The sequence below is a fragment of the Micromonospora sp. NPDC003816 genome, from assembly GCF_042874705.1.
Lineage (GTDB): Bacteria > Actinomycetota > Actinomycetes > Mycobacteriales > Micromonosporaceae > Micromonospora.
This window is the reverse complement of record NZ_JBIANP010000002.1, coordinates 1,038,431-1,056,978: the sequence shown is the minus strand read 5'-3', so window position 1 is coordinate 1,056,978 and position 18,548 is coordinate 1,038,431. Positions and strand designations below refer to the sequence as shown.

Annotated in this window: 18 protein-coding genes and 1 pseudogene; 14 read left to right on the top strand and 5 right to left on the bottom strand. The window is 71.1% G+C overall.

The window, feature by feature from the left end:
• Window positions 1-132 precede the first annotated feature (132 nt).
• The 7 genes and pseudogenes from ACFYTT_RS10730 to ACFYTT_RS10700 all read left to right on the top strand — a co-directional run.
• Window positions 133-885, top strand: coding sequence for a basic amino acid ABC transporter substrate-binding protein (locus tag ACFYTT_RS10730; RefSeq protein ID WP_236145567.1), 753 nt, complete (start codon window positions 133-135; stop codon window positions 883-885).
• Window positions 882-1,676 carry an amino acid ABC transporter permease gene (locus ACFYTT_RS10725; RefSeq protein WP_176092210.1) on the top strand — a complete coding sequence of 265 codons (795 nt, stop codon included), beginning with the start codon at window positions 882-884 and terminating at the stop codon, window positions 1,674-1,676. The genes ACFYTT_RS10730 and ACFYTT_RS10725 overlap by 4 nt, the downstream gene beginning before the upstream one ends.
• Window positions 1,677-1,681: 5 nt before the next feature.
• Window positions 1,682-2,503, top strand: a complete 822-nt coding sequence (locus ACFYTT_RS10720; protein WP_387258601.1) for an amino acid ABC transporter ATP-binding protein — start codon at window positions 1,682-1,684, stop codon at window positions 2,501-2,503.
• Between the two features lie 125 nt (window positions 2,504-2,628).
• Complete coding sequence (locus ACFYTT_RS10715; RefSeq protein ID WP_176092211.1) at window positions 2,629-4,161, top strand: acyl-CoA carboxylase subunit beta; 1,533 nt, start codon at window positions 2,629-2,631, stop codon at window positions 4,159-4,161.
• A gap of 83 nt (window positions 4,162-4,244) precedes the next feature.
• A complete protein-coding gene (locus ACFYTT_RS10710) occupies window positions 4,245-5,399 on the top strand; it encodes an acyl-CoA dehydrogenase family protein (protein WP_131051399.1) in 1,155 nt (384 codons plus the stop codon).
• Window positions 5,400-5,552: 153 nt separating this feature from the next.
• Entirely contained in the window at window positions 5,553-5,888 is a 336-nt protein-coding gene (locus ACFYTT_RS10705) for a hypothetical protein (protein WP_387258687.1), read from the top strand.
• Window positions 5,889-5,899: 11 nt separating this feature from the next.
• Window positions 5,900-8,359 (top strand): annotated as a pseudogene (locus ACFYTT_RS10700) (ATP-binding protein); the annotation flags it as partial.
• A gap of 336 nt (window positions 8,360-8,695) precedes the next feature.
• Here ACFYTT_RS10700 and ACFYTT_RS10695 read toward each other — a convergent pair.
• The gene (locus ACFYTT_RS10695) at window positions 8,696-9,220 is read right to left on the bottom strand and encodes a MarR family winged helix-turn-helix transcriptional regulator (protein ID WP_176092214.1); all 525 of its coding nucleotides are present in this window, start codon (window positions 9,218-9,220) and stop codon (window positions 8,696-8,698) included.
• 103 nt (window positions 9,221-9,323) lie between these two features.
• Between ACFYTT_RS10695 and ACFYTT_RS10690 the strand changes: the two genes are divergently transcribed.
• Window positions 9,324-9,905 carry a YceI family protein gene (locus ACFYTT_RS10690; protein ID WP_131051395.1) on the top strand — a complete coding sequence of 194 codons (582 nt, stop codon included), beginning with the start codon at window positions 9,324-9,326 and terminating at the stop codon, window positions 9,903-9,905.
• Between the two features lie 306 nt (window positions 9,906-10,211).
• Window positions 10,212-11,690 (top strand): glutamate--cysteine ligase, encoded by a 1,479-nt coding sequence (locus ACFYTT_RS10685; protein ID WP_131051394.1) that lies wholly within the window; start codon window positions 10,212-10,214, stop codon window positions 11,688-11,690.
• Between the two features lie 42 nt (window positions 11,691-11,732).
• On the opposite strand, the gene ACFYTT_RS10680 is transcribed toward ACFYTT_RS10685, so the two are convergent.
• The gene (locus ACFYTT_RS10680) at window positions 11,733-13,193 is read right to left on the bottom strand and encodes a hypothetical protein (protein ID WP_387258599.1); all 1,461 of its coding nucleotides are present in this window, start codon (window positions 13,191-13,193) and stop codon (window positions 11,733-11,735) included.
• Between the two features lie 121 nt (window positions 13,194-13,314).
• Between ACFYTT_RS10680 and ACFYTT_RS10675 the strand changes: the two genes are divergently transcribed.
• The gene (locus tag ACFYTT_RS10675; RefSeq protein ID WP_176092216.1) at window positions 13,315-13,989 is read left to right on the top strand and encodes a PASTA domain-containing protein; all 675 of its coding nucleotides are present in this window, start codon (window positions 13,315-13,317) and stop codon (window positions 13,987-13,989) included.
• Window positions 13,990-14,094: 105 nt separating this feature from the next.
• Window positions 14,095-14,841 carry a PASTA domain-containing protein gene (locus tag ACFYTT_RS10670; protein WP_387258597.1) on the top strand — a complete coding sequence of 249 codons (747 nt, stop codon included), beginning with the start codon at window positions 14,095-14,097 and terminating at the stop codon, window positions 14,839-14,841.
• 7 nt (window positions 14,842-14,848) lie between these two features.
• Here the strand turns inward: ACFYTT_RS10670 and ACFYTT_RS10665 are convergent, their stop codons facing one another.
• The gene (locus ACFYTT_RS10665; RefSeq protein ID WP_387258595.1) at window positions 14,849-15,283 is read right to left on the bottom strand and encodes a hypothetical protein; all 435 of its coding nucleotides are present in this window, start codon (window positions 15,281-15,283) and stop codon (window positions 14,849-14,851) included.
• A 107-nt stretch (window positions 15,284-15,390) separates the two neighbouring features.
• Window positions 15,391-15,681: a hypothetical protein gene (locus ACFYTT_RS10660; RefSeq protein ID WP_131051389.1), complete on the bottom strand. Its 291-nt coding sequence runs from the start codon at window positions 15,679-15,681 to the stop codon at window positions 15,391-15,393.
• A gap of 566 nt (window positions 15,682-16,247) precedes the next feature.
• On the opposite strand from ACFYTT_RS10660, the gene ACFYTT_RS10655 reads away from it, so the two are divergent.
• The 3 genes from ACFYTT_RS10655 to ACFYTT_RS10645 all read left to right on the top strand — a co-directional run bounded on the left by ACFYTT_RS10655 (window position 16,248) and on the right by ACFYTT_RS10645 (window position 17,910).
• Window positions 16,248-17,129, top strand: coding sequence for a helix-turn-helix transcriptional regulator (locus ACFYTT_RS10655; protein WP_131051388.1), 882 nt, complete (start codon window positions 16,248-16,250; stop codon window positions 17,127-17,129).
• Window positions 17,099-17,320: a DUF397 domain-containing protein gene (locus tag ACFYTT_RS10650; protein WP_131051387.1), complete on the top strand. Its 222-nt coding sequence runs from the start codon at window positions 17,099-17,101 to the stop codon at window positions 17,318-17,320. Before ACFYTT_RS10655 ends, ACFYTT_RS10650 begins: the two co-directional genes overlap by 31 nt.
• 191 nt (window positions 17,321-17,511) lie before the next feature.
• Window positions 17,512-17,910, top strand: coding sequence for a hypothetical protein (locus tag ACFYTT_RS10645; RefSeq protein WP_387258592.1), 399 nt, complete (start codon window positions 17,512-17,514; stop codon window positions 17,908-17,910).
• Here the strand turns inward: ACFYTT_RS10645 and ACFYTT_RS10640 are convergent.
• On the bottom strand, window positions 17,878-18,480 hold the full coding sequence (locus ACFYTT_RS10640; RefSeq protein ID WP_387258590.1) for a hypothetical protein: 603 nt from the start codon (window positions 18,478-18,480) through the stop codon (window positions 17,878-17,880). The genes ACFYTT_RS10645 and ACFYTT_RS10640 overlap by 33 nt on opposite strands.
• Window positions 18,481-18,548 lie beyond the last annotated feature (68 nt).

Sequence of the window (18,548 nt, the reverse complement as noted above, 5' to 3'; positions counted from 1 at the left end):
TCTGGATCAGGTACCGTGCGCTCTCATCGGCCGTGGCTTCCGGCCAACGGGGACGAAGCGAAGGGACACCGCGTGACTGTGCAGAGCCCGGTCCGGAAGGTTTGCCTGGTAGTGGCGGTGGCCGCTCTCGTCGTGACAGCGGGATGCGCCAAGGAGGACAAGAGCGAGGTCCAGGCCAGCGGCGTCAAGCTCATCGAAAAGGGCAAGCTGACCGTGTGCACGCACCTGCCCTATCCGCCGTTCCAGTCGAAGGACGCCGCCGGTGAGGTGATCGGCTTCGACGTCGACATGATCGATCTGGTCGCCCAGGAACTCGGCGTCGAACAACGGATCGTCGACACGCCCTTCGAGGGGATCAAGTCCGGCCAGGACCTGAACACCGGAAAGTGCGACGTCGCCGCCGCCGGAATGACGATTACCGAGGAACGGCAGAAGGTGATGGACTTCTCCGCGCCCTATTTCGACGCGACCCAGGCGATGCTGGTCAAGACCGGTAAGCCGTACAAGTCACTGGACGACCTGCGGGGCAAGAAGGTCGCCGTCCAGGCCGCCACCACCGGTCGCGACTACGCGCGGGGCCTCGCGACGGAGAAGGGTCTCGAACTCGTCGAGTTCGAGGACCTGGCCGCCGAGCAGCAGGCCCTCGCCAACGGGCAGGTGGAGGCGGCCATCAACGACCTGCCGGTCTGGACCGAGTACATCAAGGAGAACCCCGGCGGGTTCGAGGTGGCGGCCGAGTTCGACACCGGTGAGCAGTACGGCTTCTCGGTCCGCAAGGACGACAACCCTGAGCTGCTCAAGACCATCAACGAGGTGCTCGACCGGGCCAAGCAGGACGGCACCTACGAGCGGGTCTACGAGAAGTGGATCGGCCCACGACCGTGAAACTGCGTCGTCGTCAGCGCGAGCGACTGTCTCTCTGGCTTCAATACCTGGCCTTCGTGGCGGTCGCCGCGCTGGTGATCGGCAGCGCGGACTGGGGCAGGCTCGCCGACGCCTTCTTCCGGGTCGACATCATCAGGTCGATGTTCCCGACGATCATCACGGTCGCGTTGCGCAACACGATTCTCTACACCCTGGGCGCTTTCGCCTTCGGTCTCGTGTTCGGCACGCTGCTGGCGTTGATGCGGTTGTCCCGGGTGGCGCCGTACCGGTGGGTCGCGACGGCCTACATCGAGTTGTTCCGGGGGCTGCCCGCGCTGCTGGTGCTCTTTCTGGTCGGGTACGGCATCCCTATCGCCTTTCCGGAGCGGGAGATTCCCGGCGGCGTGTTCGGCTCGATCGCCATCGGCCTCGGGTTGACGGCGGCGGCGTACATGGCGGAGACCATTCGCGCCGGTATCCAGGCGGTTCCGAAGGGGCAGATGGAGGCGGCCCGTACGCTCGGCATGTCGCACTTCACCGCGATGCGCGCCATCGTCATCCCGCAGGCGTTCCGGATCGTGATCCCGCCGTTGACGAACGAACTCATCCTGCTCACCAAGGATTCGTCGCTCGCCTACGTGCTCGGCGTGACCGCGCAGACCATCGAGATCACGAAATTCGGCCGGGATGCGCTCAACGACCGGGTGAACGCCACTCCGTTGCTGGTCGCCGGCTTCACCTATCTGATCATCACGTTGCCGTTGTCCCAGCTCGTACGGCGTCTCGAACTCCGTTACGCGAAAGCCCGGTGATCCGGATGTCGAATGATCGGGTCCGCCCCGCCGTACGAATCAGTGATCTGCACAAGTCGTTCGGGTCGCTGGAGGTGCTTCGGGGCATCGACGTCGAGGTCGGTCACGGTGAGGTCGTCTGTGTCATCGGGCCGTCCGGTTCCGGGAAGTCCACGTTGCTCCGCTGCGTGAATCTGCTGGAGGAACCGACCTCGGGCCGGATCTGGGTCGGCGACGTCGAGATGACCGACCCGGACGTCGAGATCGACAGGGTCCGTCGGGGCATCGGCATGGTGTTCCAGTCGTTCAATCTCTTCCCGCACCTGACCGTGCTGGACAACCTCACCATCGCCCAGCGTCGGGTGCTGCGGCGCGGTCGCGCGGAGGCCGAGCGGATCGCGCGGGGCAACCTCGCGCGGGTCGGTCTGACCGACAAGGCCGACGCGTTTCCGGCGCAGCTCTCCGGTGGACAGCAGCAGCGGGCGGCGATCGCCCGGTCGTTGTCCATGGATCCGGAGCTGATGCTCTTCGACGAGCCGACCTCGGCCCTCGACCCGGAGCTGGTCGGTGACGTGCTCACCGTGATGCGGAAGCTGGCCGAGGACGGTATGACGATGATGGTGGTGACCCACGAGATGGCGTTCGCCCGGGAGGTCGCCGACCGGGTGGTGTTCATGGACGGCGGGGTGGTCGTCGAGCAGGGGCCGCCGCAGGCGGTGCTCGGTGCTCCCCGGCACGAACGGACCCGGGCCTTCCTCGCCCGGGTGCTGGACCCGACCCACGTGGCGGAACTGGGCCGGCCCGACCGGGCGCCGGAGCCGCCTTCGGCTGGTGACGATGGCCGGTGACGCTTCACCGCGTGCCGGCGGCCGGCGGGTCGCCGGTGCCGCCCCCGATGCGTTAGCCTAACGATCGTTCAGGCTGGTTGACCCGTGCCGGGGTGCCGGTGTCGGGATGGCGGCGAGGGGGCGGCGTGACGCTCGACGGTGAGGCTCTGGAACAGCTACGCAAGCGGGTACGCGCCGGTGGCGCGGAGAAGTACCACGCGGCGAACGCGGCCAAGGGCAAGATGTTCGCCCGGGAACGGGTCGCACTGCTGGTGGACGAGGGGTCGTTCGTCGAGGACGGGCTCTACGCGAACGCGCTCGCCGATGGCCTGCCGGCCGACGGGGTGGTCACCGGCACCGCCACCATCGACGGCCGCCAGGTCTGCCTGATGGCCAACGACTCGACGGTCAAGGCCGGCAGTTGGGGCGCGCGGACCGTCGAGAAGATCATCCGGACCATCGAGCGGGCGTACGACACCGGCGTGCCGATGGTCTACCTGGTCGACTCGGCCGGCGCCCGGATCACCGACCAGGTCGACCTCTTCCCGGGCCGGCGTGGCGCGGGCAAGATCTTCTGGAACCAGGTACGCGCCTCCGGCTCGATCCCGCAGGTCTGCGCGCTGTTCGGGCCGAGTGCGGCGGGCGGTGCCTACATCCCGGCGTTCTGCGACGTGGTGGCGATGGTGGACGGCAACGCCAGCATGTATCTCGGCTCCGACCGGATGGTCGAGATGGTCACCGGCGAGAAGACCACGCTGGAGGCGATGGGCGGGGCCAAGGTGCACTGTGCCGAGTCCGGCGTGGGGCACTTCCTCTGCAAGTCCGAGGCCGAGGCGCTCGACGTGGTCAAGCGCTACCTGTCCTACCTGCCGGCGAACTGGACGCAGCGTCCGCCGGCCGCCGAGGCCGCCGAGGCGCCCGCGAAGGCGGACCTGGCCGCGCTGGTGCCGGCGAGCGAACGCCAGGCGTTCGACATGCGGCGGTACGTCAAGGGCCTGCTCGACGACGGCTCCTTCTTCGAGATCCAGGCGCTCTGGGCCAGGGAGCTGACCATCGGCTTCGGCCGGCTGAACGGCGAGGTCGTCGGCGTGGTCGGCAACAACTCGATGTTCAAGGGTGGCGTGCTCTTCGTCGACTCGGCCGACAAGGCGACCCGCTTCGTGCAGCTCTGCGACGCGTTCAACGTGCCGCTGCTGTTCCTGAGCGACGTACCCGGCTTCATGGTCGGCAGCGCGGTGGAGAAGCAGGGCATCATCCGGCACGGCGCAAAGATGATCACCGCGATCTCCGAGGCGACCGTACCCAAGATCTGTGTGGTGGTCCGCAAGGCGTACGGTGCCGGGCTCTACGCCATGGCCGGGCCGGGCTTCGAGCCGGACGCCACCATCGCCCTGCCCACCGCGAAGATCGCGGTGATGGGGGCCGAGGCCGCGGTGAACGCCGTCTACGCCAACAAGATCGCCGCGATCGAGGACGAGGCCGAGCGGGCCGCCTTCGTCGCCGCGAAGCGCGAGGAGTACGAGCGGGACATCGACGTCGTGCGACTCGCCAGCGAACTGGTGGTCGACGCCATCGTGGAGCCGCACCAGCTCCGCGCCGAACTGGTCCGCCGGTTCACCGCCGCCCGGTCCAAGGACCGGCACTTCTCCCGCCGACGGCACGGCGTCACCCCCGTCTGAACCGTCGCACCGGCACCAGCCAGCACCGGCACCGCCCCGGCGTCACGAGCGCCCGACGGGCACGTCCACACAGGAGGAACCCGATGGACTTCCGGCTCACCGAGGAACACGAGGCGCTGCGCGAGAGCGTGCGGGAATTCGCCCGGGAGGTGGTCGCGCCGGTCATCGCCGAGCACTACGAGCAGCACACCTTCCCGTACGAGGTGGTCCGGCAGATGGGCAAGATGGGCCTGTTCGGCCTGCCCTTCTCCGAGGAGTACGGCGGCATGGGCGGCGACTACTTCGCGCTCTGTCTGGCCCTGGAGGAACTCGCCCGGGTCGACTCCAGTGTGGCGATCACCCTGGAGGCGGCGGTCTCCCTGGGCGCGATGCCGATCTACCGGTTCGGCACCGCCGAGCAGAAGGCGCGGTGGCTGCCGAAGCTGCTCAGCGGTGAGGCGCTGGCCGGCTTCGGGCTCACCGAGCCGGGCTTCGGCTCGGACGCCGGTGGCACCGAGACCCGGGCGGTGCGGGACGAGGCGACCGGCGAGTGGGTGATCAACGGCTCGAAGGCGTTCATCACGAACTCCGGCACCGACATCACCGCGCTGGTCACCGTCACCGCCGTCACCGGCACCCGACCGGACGGCGCGAAGGAGCTCTCCACCATCATCGTCCCGAGCGGGACGCCGGGCTTCACCGTCGCGCCGGGCTACTCGAAGGTGGGGTGGAACGCCTCGGACACCCACGAGCTGACCTTCGACGACTGCCGGGTGCCGGCGGAGAACCTGCTCGGTGAGCGCGGCCGGGGCTTCGCCCAGTTCCTGCGGATCCTGGACGAGGGCCGGATCGCGATCGCGGCGCTGGCCGTCGGGCTCGCGCAGGGCTGCGTCGACGAGTCGGTGAAGTACGCCGCCGAGCGGCACGCCTTCGGTCAGCCGATCGGCAACTACCAGGCGATCCAGTTCAAGATCGCCGACATGGAACTGCGGGCGTACACCGCCCGTCTGGCGTACTACGACGCGGCGGCCCGGATGCTGGCGGGTGAGCCGTTCAAGCGGCAGGCCGCGATCGCCAAGCTGCACGCCAGCACCGTCGCGGTGGACAACGCCCGGGAGGCGACCCAGATCCACGGCGGCTACGGCTTCATGAACGAGTACCCGGTGGCCCGCTTCTGGCGGGACTCCAAGATCCTGGAGATCGGCGAGGGCACCTCCGAGGTGCAACGCATGATCATCGCTCGCGACCTGGGCATGTGAGCGCCGGCGCACGTCTGGTGCGTGTCACCGCCTGACCGTCACGGCCTGAAGGGGCGCCCCATTCGCGGGTGCCCCTTCCCGTCATCACGCCGCCGCCAACTCAAGGGCGTGACCGTGTCGGCCTGGCGGAAGTGGGAATCCAGCGAGCGGTCCGTGAACACGCTCGGCGACTGGACCGCTATGGCGGCCGAGAATGTGCCTCGACTTATCGTGGCAGTGTGGCTGTCCGACACGCCGCTGTGGGAACAGCCACACTGCCACGATAAGAAGGCTGGCGGTGACCGGCGGGCCAGCAACCAGCGGGCCTGTCAGGTGTCGAGGTCGCCCGGCAACCGATTGCTGGACATGGGCCGCATTGTGACCGCTGCCGGTGAACTCGATCAATGGCTGATCGTCCAGTGCTGTCATCCGGTCGGCCGCTGTCGGGTTTCTTCGCGGTGGGGTCGGGTGGCCGACGATCCCGTGTCCCGTGTCGGGTGTGGCCCGTAGTGTCCGTGGCCATGCCTCCGGGTCATGATCGTCGGGTCGGGCCGGTCACGTACGCCGGTCTCCCGGAACTGTTGCGGTCGCACCGCCTGACCGCCGGCCTCACCCAGGCCGAGCTGGCGGTGCGCGCGGGCGTCGGTATCCGGACGGTGCGGGACCTGGAACGGGGACGGTCCGTACGCCCGCAACGCACCACCGTCGAACTGCTCGCCGGAGCCCTCGACCTCACCGGTGACGCCCGCGCCGCGTTCCTGACCGCGGCCCGGGGGACGGGCGCCGCGGGCGCGTCACCCCATCCGGGTCCGGCGCTGGGCCTGCCGCCCGCGCCGGACCTGATCGGCCGGGAACAGGACGTGGCCGAGTTGACCGCGATGTTGACCGATCCGCGTGGCCCCCGGGTGGTGAGCCTGGTCGGGCTGGCCGGGGTCGGCAAGACGGCGCTGGCGTTGGCGGTGGTGCACGCCGTCGCACCGGCCCATCCGGGTGGTGTCGCCGGGGTGCTGATCGGCGCCGGGTCGGACGTCACCGACGTGCTGGCCGCCTCGGTGACGGTGTTCGGCGCCGCCCGGATCACCGAACTGGCCGCCCGGCTCGGTGACCGGCGGGCCGTACTGCTGGTGGACGCGGCGGAACGCGCGCCGGGCCCGGTCGCGGCCACCCTGCACCGGCTCGTCGGCGGAGTGCCGTCGCTGCGGGTACTCGTCACCGGCCGGCACCCGGTCGGGCTGCCGGGGGAGCGGGTCCGTCCGGTGTCGCCGCTGGACGTACCGCCGCCGGGCGGCACCGACCCCGCGACGCTGGCCACCTCTCCGGCGGTCGCGTTGTTCACCGCGCGGCTCGCCCAGGTGCGCCCGGAGCCGCCGTCCGACGCCGAGCTGCCGGCGCTGGCGTCGCTGGTCCGGCGGTTGGGCGGCCTGCCGCTGGCCATCGAGCTGATGGCCGCGCGCGGGCGACTGCTCGATCTCACCGAACTGCTCGACCGGTACGGCGACCGGGTGCTGGACCTGGACACCTCGGGCGCGGCACGCGGTGGGTGGGAGGCGGGGCCGAGCCGGGGCGACGACGCGCGGACGGCCGTGGCGGAGACGCTCCGCGACGCGGTGGCCACCAGCTACCGGTTGCTCGCCGACGAGGAGCGGGCCGCGTTGCGCCGGCTGGCCGCGTTCGGCAACCGCTGGTCGGTCGAGATGGCCGAGGAGATGCTCGCCGGTACGGGCACCACCGCCGATCCGGTGCCGATGCTGAACCGCTTCCTCGACCTGGGGCTGCTGAGCGTACGCGGCACCGGGCCGTTCCGGTTCCGACTGGTCGACGCGGTGCGGGACTATGCGGTGGAGCAGGCGTCCGGTGCCGGTGAGTCGACCACGATCCGACGCCGGCACGCCCGGGTGGTGACCCGGTTGGTGGAGCGCACCGTCCCGGCGCTGAGTGGTGCCGGTGCGACCGTCGCGGCACACCGGTTGGACGAGGTGACGGGCGACGTCAGCTCGGCACTGGCGTACGCGGCGGTGGACGACCCGCTGACCGCACTGCGCCTGGCGGCGGCGCTGTCCCGCTGGTGGCGGCTGCGGGGACGGGACGTCCTGGGGCGGCAGTGGTTGCTGCGGTTGCTCGCCGATCCGCGTACCGCCGATGCCGATCCGGCGTTGCGGGCGTGGGCGTCGCTCGGCGTCGCGATGCTCGCCGGTGAGCACGGCGCGGCGGGCGAGGAGTTGCCGACGGCGCGGGCCGCGCTGGCGGCCTTCCGGCGTCTCGGTGACGTGCCGGGTGAGTTGGAGGCGCGGAACGTGCTGGGTGCGCTGCTGTCCGCGACGGGCCGGCCGGGACAGGCCCGGGAGCAGGCGGAAGCGGTGCTGGCGGTGGCGACCGAGGCCGGTCTGCTCCGGCAGATGGCGATCGCGCAGCACCACCTGGCCTGGCACGAGATGCGGGTGGCCGACCTCGCTGCCGCCCGACGTCGTCTGGCCACCGTGGACCGTCTCGGTGGGCAGTGCGGTGAGCAGCGGTTGCGGGTGCTGGTGCGGGGCACGGTCGCGGAGGTGCTCCGCCTGGAGGGCCGGTACGTCGACGCGGTCGACGAGGCGCGGCGGGTCCTCGTGGCCCTGGCCGACCTGGGGGTGCCCCGGCACCGTCGGCGGGTGCTGGGCACGCTGGGTCTGGCGCTCGCCCAGGACGGTCGTTCGGCCGAGGCCGCCGAGGTGCTCGCCGAACTGCGGCCGTTGGACGGGACCGGCGCGCTGATCGAGGGACACCTGGCCCGGCATCGGGGGGATCGGGAGGTCGCGGTCGAGTGGTTCACCGCCGCGGCCGAGATGAACGGGGAGGACCGGGACCGGCGTCGGGTGGTGGAGGCGCTGGTCGGCCTCGCCGCGAGCACGGCGGACCCGGAGGTACTCGATCGACTGGATCTCGCCTGCCGTGCGGGCGGTGTCCGGCTGCTGGCGCAGGAGCAGGAGCTGCTGTACGCGTTGTCGGTCGGCCGTCGGATGTCGGCGGTGACCGGGGCGGACGGTGCCTGGAAGCACGGCGGGCCGGGCTCGTGGCCCGGCCGGCCGGCGGCGGAAACTGGGGTGGCGCGGGCGAGGAAGCCCCCTGATACCACCCCTCGCTCATCGCCCGCGCCGATTCCCCCCAATGCGCCCCCGCTGCAGCGAGATTAGCGAGCGACCACTGCGACGTCTGTCCGGTTTAGGAGTTATCGCCGGTTGCTCGCCTGGTTCTGCCGGTCCTTCTGCCGGTGCGGTCACGCTCGGGTGTGCAGACCGGCACCGAAGGTCGGACGGGTGTGCGCGGTGGAGGCGCGGAGCCGCTCAGCAGGGGGACGAGTCGGGCGTTTTCAGAACCGTTTCCCCCTCCGGGGCCGTGTCGCTGCTGCCGGCGGTCGCGCAGGGATGGACGGCGTCGCGAATCTGCCGCAGACCGTCCAGCAGTGCGTGCAGCGCCGCCGGGTCGAGTTGACCGGTGAACCAGTCCTCGATGAGTTGGAGGTGGCCGGGCAGGCTCTCGTCGAGCCGCCGCAGGCCGGAGGGGGTCACCACCGCGTACGAGCTGCGTCGGTCGGAGGGGCAGGCGCGCCGGGTGATCAGGCCGTCGCGTTCCATCCGGTCCACGACCCGGGTGACGCCGCTGGTGGAGAGCGACGTCTGCGCGGCGAGGTCGGTCATCCGTAGTTGGTTGCCGGGTGAGCGGGTGAGCCGGGTCAGCACCTCGAACTCGACTGCTGACAGGCCGTGCTCGTCGAGTTGCGTGGCGAAGCGGGCGGAGAGGCCCGCGTGCACCTCGAAGAGGAGGCCGACAGCGGTGATCCGAGGGTCGTCGAACACGTTCGGGTTCACCGGCCCATCCTATCAGTACTTGACACACGGAATATTGCTACGACTATAGTTGCTAACGCAGTCGTTGGGCTACTAAACAATCTCTTCCGGAGGGCAGTCTCTCATGACCAGCAGCACCGAGTCGGTTACCCGCGAGTGGAACGGCCTCACCATCCCGGCGGCCGGCACCTACCTGCTGGACGCGGCGCACAAGCGCGTGGGCTTCGTCGCCCGGCACATGATGGTAAGCAAGGTGCGCGGTGAGTTCGCCGACGCCTCCGCCACCATCACCATCGCCGAGGAGCCCCTGGGGTCCACGGTCAGCGCCACCATCCAGGCCGCCAGCATCAACACCGCGCAGGCCGACCGGGACGCGCACCTGCGCAGCCCGGAGTTCCTCGACGCCGAGCAGTTCCCCACCCTGGAGTACCGCAGCACCGGCGTGAAGTCGCACGAGGGCAGCGAGTTCGTGCTCGACGGTGAGCTGACCATCAAGGGCGTGACGCGTCCGGTGGAGCTGAAGGTCGAGTTCGAGGGCGTCGGCCGCAGCCCGTTCGGCCAGGACATCTTCGGCTTCTCGGCGAGCACCGAGATCGACCGGGAGGACTTCGGTCTGACCTGGAACGTGGCCCTGGAGTCCGGCGGCGTGCTGGTCGGCAAGAAGGTCAAGATCGAGATCGAGGGCGAGGGCATCCGCCAGTCCTGATCCCGCACGCGAAGGGGCCCGCGCCGACCGCGCGGGCCCCTTCGCTGTCCGGTCCGGTCACGATCGCGGTGCGGTTTGTCACAGGTTGTTAGCAGGGTCGCGGGTGGCGCGACGGACCCGCCCGGGTAGGAATCCCGGCGGGAGCGGCTCACCCGCCCCGTCGATGGGTCCGACCCACCCGCAAGGCGGGTGGACTGCGGCAATGGACCGATCTTCGGGCCATCCGGTTCGGCGCTTTCACCGAGTATGGTTCACACTGCGCTGCGGAACGGCACCGTTCCGTCGCGTCGCGCGCCGGGAGGAAACATGGGCAGGGACGTCGACCGAGCCGCCTTCTCCCGTGAGGATCGAATCCGGTACCGCCAGAAGGTACGCCGTTGCCTGGACGTCTTCGCGTTGATGCTGGACGACTTCGGGTTCGACGCCGACCGGCCGATGACCGGGCTGGAGATCGAGCTCAACCTGGTGGACCCGCTCGCCGAGCCGGCGATGCGCAACGAGGAGATCCTCGCCGCCATCGCCGATCCGTTGTTCCAGACCGAGCTGGGCCAGTTCAACCTGGAGCTGAACGCCAACCCGCGATTGATCTCCAACGGCGGGTTCGCCGACTACGAGCGTGACCTGCGCGGCAGTCTGGACCGGGCGAACGAGCGGGCGGCCCGCTCGGACACCCGGATAGTCCTGGTCGGCATCCTGCCCACGCTGACCGAGCGCCACCTGGTCGCGGACAACCTCTCCACCAACGAGCGGTACCGGGTGCTCAACGATCAGATCGTCGGAGCCCGGGGCGAGGACATCGAACTCGACATCCGGGGCGTCGAGCGCCTGCGTACGCACACCGACTCGATCGCGCCGGAGGCCGCCTGCACCAGCCTCCAGTTCCACCTCCAGGTCGCGCCGGACAGCTTCGCCGACTACTGGAACGCCTCCCAGGCCATCGCCGGGGTGCAGGTGGCGGTGGGCGCGAACTCGCCCTTCCTGTACGGCCGCCAACTCTGGTCGGAGACCCGGATCGCCCTGTTCGAGCAGGCCACCGACACTCGGCCGGACGAGCTGAAGGCACAGGGCGTACGCCCCCGGGTCTGGTTCGGGGAACGCTGGATCACGTCCATCTTCGACCTGTTCGAGGAGAACGTCCGCTATTTCCCGCCGCTGCTGCCGATCTGCGAGACCGAGGATCCGGTGGAGGTGCTGCACGCGGGCGGCGTACCGGAGCTTGCCGAGCTGCGGCTGCACAACGGCACCGTCTACCGCTGGAACCGGCCGGTGTACGACATCATGGACGGCCGACCGCACCTGCGGGTGGAGAACCGGGTGCTGCCCGCCGGGCCGACCGTGGTCGACATGCTGGCCAACGCGGCCTTCTACTTCGGGATGGCCCGTGGCCTGGCCGAGGCCGACCGGCCGATCTGGAGCCAGCTCACCTTCAGCTCCGCCGAGGAGAACTTCCACGCCGCCGCCCGACGGGGCATGGACGCCGTGCTGCACTGGCCGCGCCTGGGTGAGGTGCCGGTCACCACGCTGGTGCTGGACGTGCTGCTGCCGATCGCCGCCGCCGGGCTCGACGGGTTCGGGGTGTCCCCGGCGGAACGGGACCGCCTACTCGGCATCATCGAGCAACGCTGCCGTACCGGACGCAACGGAGCGGCCTGGCAGACCGCGGCGGTGTGGACCGCCGAGCGGCAGCACGGCCTGGACCGGACCGCCGCCCTGCACCACATGCTCCAGCGCTACGCCGAGTTGCAGCGCACCAACGAGCCGGTGCACACCTGGCCCGTCGACTGACCCGCCGCGCCGACGTCGAGCGCCTCGGCGCGCACCGCCGGGTCAGCGGCTGCGGCGGTTCCGTCGGCCGGTGCCCTCGGGGGCGCTGTCGGACGTGTCGCCGTCCGACGGCGTGGTGGCCGGGGTGGATGGCGTCGACGGCCCGTCGGAGGTCGGCGAGCCGCCCGGGGTGACGGGTGCGTCGTCGCCGACCGTCCCGCTCCTGCCGCCGAGTCGCCGTCGGGCCGTGCTGGTGCTCCGGGGCGTGGCGCGCACGGACTCCTTCGCACTGTCCGCCGCGGGGCCGTTGAGCGTCGATCCGGACCCGGCCGGGTCGGGCGTGGTCGGGTCGGCGGTGGTCGAGTCGGACGCCGTCCGGGTGCGCGCAGCGCCCTCGTCGGCCGCTGGTGCGGTGTGGGCGTCGTCGGCCGCCACGCGTTGCCGGGGGACCCGGGCTACCTCGCCGGTGGGCGGCAGGTCCTGCCTGCGCCGGGCGGCCCGCTGCGCGAGTGCCGCGACCAGGACCGACCCGCCGATACCGACGATCACCGCGTACGGGGCGATCAGGTGGGCCGACACCTGCTCCGGGCTGATCGCGGTCAGCCTCGGCACGGCCAGGAAGTAGGCGACGGCCACCAACAGCGGTCCGGCGGCACCGGAGGCGGTGGCGCCGACCCGTCGATCCGCCGGGCGTACGCCGTGACGGGCGGCCAGCGCGCCGATCAGCAGCGCCGAGGCGAGCGAGAGGACGGCGCCGGGCCAGTAGAAGTAGTCGCGGATCCAGAACTGGGGGTTGTCCGAGCTGAGTTGCCAGATGCCGAGCTGGGCCGTGGTGAGTCCACGACCGGCGAGCACCGAGTCGACCACGGCCACCACGGCGAGCAGCCAGAGCCAACCGGCGGTGGCGATGACGTTGGTGGCGGCCGCCCGGCAGCGCAGTGCCCAGACCGCCACCAGCACTCCGACCAGTACGCCGATCGCGGCGTAGCCGGCGGCCATGTTCCGTGGCGACGGGGTGTCCGGCACCTCCGCCACCCGCGCCGGTACGGCGACCAGCAGCACGGTGATCAGTGCGCCCAGGCCGGCGGCACCGGCCAGCGCGATCCACCAGAGGCCACCGCCATCACCGACCTCCCGACGTGCGTCGGTCGACCCGGCGGCGGGCGACCGAACGTCGTTGTCGGACCGGACGGTGTCGGCCCCGGCGGTGTCGCTCTGCGGGGCGGTGTCGACCGACGGCGGGTCGGCATCGGGGGGTGCGACGGCCGGACCGGAAACCGGGTGCGGGCCGTTGCGGCGGTCGCGTAGTCGTTGCGCACAGACCGCGCCGAAGATCGTCGAGGTGGCGGCGATCCAGGTGGCCCAGATCAGGCTCGCCACCCAGGCCGCGGTGCCGGCGGTCGCCTCGGTCGGTGCCCAGTTGAGAATGCCCAGGCCGTATCCGAAGCCCAGTTGGGCGGCCCCGGCACCGGCTGCCACGCCGGCCGCGGTGGCGATCGATCCTCCCCAGCCCTGTCTGGCCATGCCGGGCAGCGTAACGTCCTGTGGTCGGTGCGGCGAGTCGTGCGCAGTACCAGGCGGCAACAGTGACGGACAGTGCTTGGCGTCGGCGACTACCGTCGCCGGTGATAGGGCGGTGGCGGAGATGACGGACGAATCCACGGATCGGGGTGAGGTGCGCTCCGGTGCCGGCCCGGACCGCACGAGGGTGGTGATCGGCGGCGGGCTCGCGGCGGTGCTCCTCGCCGTCATCGGGGCGGCCGGCGGCTGGATGCTGGCCGGCGATCAGGAGTCGCCACGCGACACGACCCTCGACGCGAGCGGCAGTCGGGCTCCGACGTCCGAGGGCTCGCCGACGCCGCGCGAGAAGCCGACGACGGCGACCAGCCAGCCTGCCCGGCCCGCGCCGAGCCGTTCCGGCCTGACCGTGCCGGAACTCGTCGGGATGGACTTCGAGGAGGCCCGGGAGGAACTGCGGGACCGTGGGCTGGGCTGGCATTTCGTGTTCGGCGGCAGCGGCGACAGTTCCAGCGTGCGCAGCACCGAGCCGGCCGCCGGTGCACCGGTGAAGCGCGGGGTCACCGTCAAGATCATCGTGGCGGGTGCGGCACCGGAGACTTCGGTCCCGGACGTGGTCGGCGACTCGTGCGGCGAGGCACAGGACGAACTCGTCGACGACGGCTTCTCACCGCGTTACCCCACCGGGAGGTCCGGCACGGTCACCGCCCAGGACCCGACCGGCGGCGCCGTCGGGAAGTGGAACGACGCGGTCCAGATCTGGTGCGGCACGACCCCGAGCCCGGAGGCCAGCGACCAGTAGCAGTGACGCGCTTCCGACACGCTGATGCCGGCCGATGGCCCGACGAACCGTTAGGTTGACCGTCGAGGGCCATGCCGCCCGCCGGACCGGCGGAAAGGACGTGCGATGAGCGACGACCGCCAGGAGCCGCCCGAGGACGCGTCGGACGACCGGACCCGACGGATCCCGCCGGTCACCGGACGCCCCGACGAGACCGCGCCGATGGACCGTACGCCCGGAGAGCCCGCACCGGCGGACGCCACCGCGCCGTTGCCCCCGACGCAGCGGTCCGGGTCGGCGGCGTGGTCGGGCCGCGCGGAGGTGCCGTCGGTGCGGCCGGGTTTCGACGGCGAGCCGGCCGGTGGTGACTGGTACCCCGACGACCAGGCGAGCCGGCGCTGGTGGCTGCCGATTCTCTGGGGTGTCGTCCTGCTGCTCCTGCTCGGCCTGCTCGGTCTGGGCCTGTGGTTGGTCCGGCAGGCGCTGGACGAGGACGGATCGACGCCACCGTCGCCACAGCCGACGACACAGGCACCGCCGACCACCGCCGCACCGTCGCCGACCACCCCGTCACCGTCTTCACCGCCGACCACCAGCGCCGCCCCGGCCCAGCTTCCGGTGCCGCCGTTGACCGGGCTCTCCGAGGCGGCGGCGCGGGCGCTGCTGGACCAGCTCGATCTCGGCTACGAGGTGGAGTACCGGCTGTCGGACCAGCCGTCGGGCACGGTGATCGCCACCGAGCCGGGTGCGGGTGTGTTGGTCGAGGCGGGTGACGAGATCAGACTGGTGGTGGCCGCCGCGAGCCCGAGCCCGTCGCCGACGACCGGTGCGCCGACAGCCGAGCCGACCGGCACGGCGAGTCCGACCGCCTGAGGGCCGGTCACCACATCCGGCGTCTGGTGCCGACCAGGCCCAACCCGGCCAGTGAGATGGCCAACCCGAACACGCCGGACCAGAAGAGCGAGCGGCTGAGATCCTGGCGAGGATCCGCACGGGTGGCATGGGCCGTCGGGGCCGTCTCCCGGTCCTGGCCGTCTACCGACACGGCACCGCCGTACGCGGTGGTCGGATCGACGCCCGGCTGGTCGCTCGTGCCGAACCGGTCCCAGCCGCCGGTCACGCCGTACGGGCCGGTCGGTTCGGTCTGCACCACGGTGATCTCTGGTGCCGGCACCGGCTCGGCCAGCCGGGTGGACGAGAGGGCGGGGTCCCGGACCAGCACCAGCATGGTGGTGGCGGCGCCGAGCAGCGCCAGGACTCCGAAGGCGTAGGTGATGCGGGATCGTCGGGGCTGTCGCGTGGGCAGATTGACCATGGCCATCCCAGGTTCAGGGCCCGGGACGCGCGGGATAGAGACTTTGCCGGGGTGGGCATACCGATTCTATGGCGTCGGCATGCCCCCACGGCGGCTGTTCGTGATGCTCAGCCCACCCGGACCGGTGTTCGGGTGACCGGCCGACGGGCTGAGCGGACGGTGTGCGGACGAGGCTGCGGAGCGGCCTGGATCTGCTCCAGACCCGCTCGCTGGACGAAGATCGAACGCCGGTTGACCGCGTCCCCCGCCGCGTTCAACTCGTAGCCTTCGAGCCAGAGCCAACCGTCGTAGGTGGGTCGGTCGAGTACCCGGATCACCCGGAACTGGATGGGCTTGCTGCGGAACTGGACACTCGCCGCGCGAGTCACGTGCAGTACGTCACCGGAGCGGGGATGCACATGGGCTCCTGAGAGGGTTGGCCGGCGGGGAAGGCCGGCGGGGGCGATCGGGGGGAGATGCGGCTCCGGCGACGAGGTCGTGTCTCGTGCGCCGGTTCGTGGCGCGGGCGTTGGTCGGTGCCGGGAACGCTGGTGGCGCGCCGCTCGACCGGTGCGGGCTCAGGTGGTGTCGCCGGAGCCGCCGTCGGGGGTGGGCGGCGGGTTCCCGTGCGGGAGATCCGGGCCCGTGACCGACGGTCGGGTGTACGCCCCGTCCGCGGCTCCGCCGTGGAGATCACGGGGGGAGACGGCGCGGAGACGGTGCGTAACCCAGGTCATACGGACAGAGTGCATCAGAGGCGTGCTGCATGCAAGTTGCACGTAGACTTTTGCCGATAAGTGAGCGGCTCGCACGAAACGGCGCTTGAACGCGCCACCACCCGAGCGGCACACTGAGGAACGGTTTCGCCGCCGCGGCCGGCCGACGACCGGCACCACCCCAATGCCGCGTACGCTCGCCAGCCCCGACGGTCGCGCCCGAGGCGGGTGTCGAACCAGCGGCGCGTCGAGGCGAGAGGTGACAACGGGTGAGCGAGCGCCGCAGTCCGACCATCCGGCGGCGCCGGCTCGGCGCGGAGTTGCGCCGCCAACGCGAGGCCGCCGGCATCACCATAGAAGCCGTCGCCGAGCAGTTGGAGTGCTCGGCGTCGAAGATCTCCCGCATCGAGACCGGCCACACCTCCGCCACGCCCCGCGACGTGCGGGACATGCTCCGGATCTACGGTGTGGTCGGCGCCGAGAGTGACGAGCTGGTCCAGATCGCCCGCGAGGCGCGACAGAAGGGCTGGTGGCACCCGTACAGCACGGTGTTGGTCGGTGCGTTCGTCGGCCTGGAGGCGGCGGCCAGCTCGATCCGTGCGTACGAGCAGCAGGTGATTCCCGGACTGTTGGAGACCGAGGAGTACGCCAGCGCGATGATCAAGGCCGCCCGTCCGGACTTCACCCCCGAACAGGTGCAACAAAGAGTGCGTGTCCGACTCGGCCGTCAGTCGTTGTTGACCCAGGATGATCCGGTCGATCTGTGGGTGGTGCTCGATGAGGCGGTGCTGAGCCGTCCGGTTGGCGGGGACACGGTCATGCGTGGCCAGCTCAAACGATTGGCGGAGGTGGCCCAACTGCCGAACGTGACGCTCCAGGTCCTGCCGTTCGAGGTAGGGGCGCACGCAGGCATGGACGGCACCTTCACGATCCTCAGTTTCCCCGAACCCGGTGATCCGGATGTCGTGTACGCGGAGAACGCCACGGGTGGGCTTTTCCTGGAGAAGAGCGACGAGCTACAGAAGTACAGCTTCATCTTCGATCACATTCGAGCAGCGGCCCGACGTCCGGAGGAGTCCGTCGAGTACATCGCGAGACTGGCAGAGGAGCCGTTGTGGAAGTGGCGACGCAAGGATTCTCCGTGGACCTGACGCAGGCGACATGGTTCAAGAGCTCGAAGAGCGGCCCGAACTGTGACAACTGCGTGGAGGTGGCGTACGTGACCGGGGCGGTCGGCGTCCGGGATTCGAAGGACAAGGCCGGTCCGGCCCTCGTCTTCGCACCGGGACACTGGCACGCCTTCGTCGCCGGCACCAGGGACGGCGCGTTCGGCCGGAGCTGACTGGCGGTAAGCGGTGTAGACGGTCCCCGTCCGGCCTGGCCGGACGGGGACCGTGCGTTGCGGCACGGGCCCGCCGGTCGGCCGGGACGGCTGCCGTCGCCACATCGACCGTGTCTCGTTGTACTACTCGGTACGCGCTGGTCGACATCCCCCCGGCAGGGCGGGTAACCGAGCGAGGCAGGCGAGACGGAATGACGAACATCGGATCAGAGAACATCAGCAACGGCCCGGCCAAGGCGGAGCGCTTCGGCGGGCAGTACCGCGGCGCCCGCAGGGACAGCATGCTGACCGAGGTGCCGCCCGACGGTGATCGCGGCGGGCGGGACGTCAGAGGCATGGCCGAGTCGGTACAGTCGCAGCACGCGCCGTCACTGGATCCGAACCCGCTCACCGAGGCATCGTTCCCGCCGCCGGGATGGCCGATGGCGGAGAATCCCTCCCTGGTGGACCACCCACTGATGCACGGGCTGATGATGGAGCTGCCGCCGCGCGGCAGCGTTCCGCCGCCCGGCTGGCTGGACCGCTGGTTCGAGGCGACCCGGGCGATCCTGGAACTGCTATACGTGCAGGGCTCGGGCCGGCTGCGCTGAGGTCGCCGCCCGCTCCGGCATGGCCAACTCGGCGAGCCGGTTGTGCCGCAGCGCATGGCGTACGCCGATGGCCGCCACGCCCAGCGCGCCCACGGTGACCGCCGGTCCGGCCGCACCGGGCCCGAAGAACTGACCGGCGCCGCTGGCCGCGATCAGAGCCGGCAGCAGAGCCAGCCCGGTCACCTGCAACGGCAGGCCGATCAGCGGATGGGCGGCGGCGGCCCGCAACCCGTGCGGGGCCGGGGTCCGGGGGGCGGTGGCGAGCGTGCTGGCTCCGGCCAACAGGCGGCGGACCCGGCGGACCGTGCAGATCGCCACCACGGCGGCGGGTACGGCGGCCAGCGTGAGTCCGCTCGCGGCCCGATCGGCCAGGGTGGCCCCGGGAGTGCTCAGCCCGGCGATCGGCAGCGCCACCGTCAGGGCGAGTCCGACCCCGGTCAGGCCGAGCAGCCAGCCGGTGTGTCGGCGCAGGCCGCGGGCGTGGGTCATCCGGGGCAGCCCGTCCGCGAGGTATCCGGCGACCCACCAGACGGTGGCGACCGGGAGCAGGAGGGCGAGATGGCTCTGCATGCCCATCAGACTTGCCCGATTTCCGCTCTCGCGAATCCGGGCCCGCCCCCCGTTCGTCCCGTACCTGA

Bases quoted from the DNA above. Each gene is read 5' to 3' on its own strand.
- ACFYTT_RS10665 (WP_387258595.1), bottom strand. From the start codon at position 15,283: ATGGTCAATCTGCCCACGCGACAGCCCCGACGATCCCGCATCACCTAC.
- ACFYTT_RS10670 (WP_387258597.1), top strand. From the start codon at position 14,095: ATGAGCGACGACCGCCAGGAGCCGCCCGAGGACGCGTCGGACGACCGG.
- ACFYTT_RS10675 (WP_176092216.1), top strand. From the start codon at position 13,315: ATGACGGACGAATCCACGGATCGGGGTGAGGTGCGCTCCGGTGCCGGC.
- ACFYTT_RS10690 (WP_131051395.1), top strand. From the start codon at position 9,324: ATGACCAGCAGCACCGAGTCGGTTACCCGCGAGTGGAACGGCCTCACC.
- ACFYTT_RS10640 (WP_387258590.1), bottom strand. From the start codon at position 18,480: ATGCAGAGCCATCTCGCCCTCCTGCTCCCGGTCGCCACCGTCTGGTGG.
- ACFYTT_RS10685 (WP_131051394.1), top strand. From the start codon at position 10,212: ATGGGCAGGGACGTCGACCGAGCCGCCTTCTCCCGTGAGGATCGAATC.
- ACFYTT_RS10720 (WP_387258601.1), top strand. From the start codon at position 1,682: ATGTCGAATGATCGGGTCCGCCCCGCCGTACGAATCAGTGATCTGCAC.
- ACFYTT_RS10710 (WP_131051399.1), top strand. From the start codon at position 4,245: ATGGACTTCCGGCTCACCGAGGAACACGAGGCGCTGCGCGAGAGCGTG.
- ACFYTT_RS10680 (WP_387258599.1), bottom strand. From the start codon at position 13,193: ATGGCCAGACAGGGCTGGGGAGGATCGATCGCCACCGCGGCCGGCGTG.
- ACFYTT_RS10645 (WP_387258592.1), top strand. From the start codon at position 17,512: ATGACGAACATCGGATCAGAGAACATCAGCAACGGCCCGGCCAAGGCG.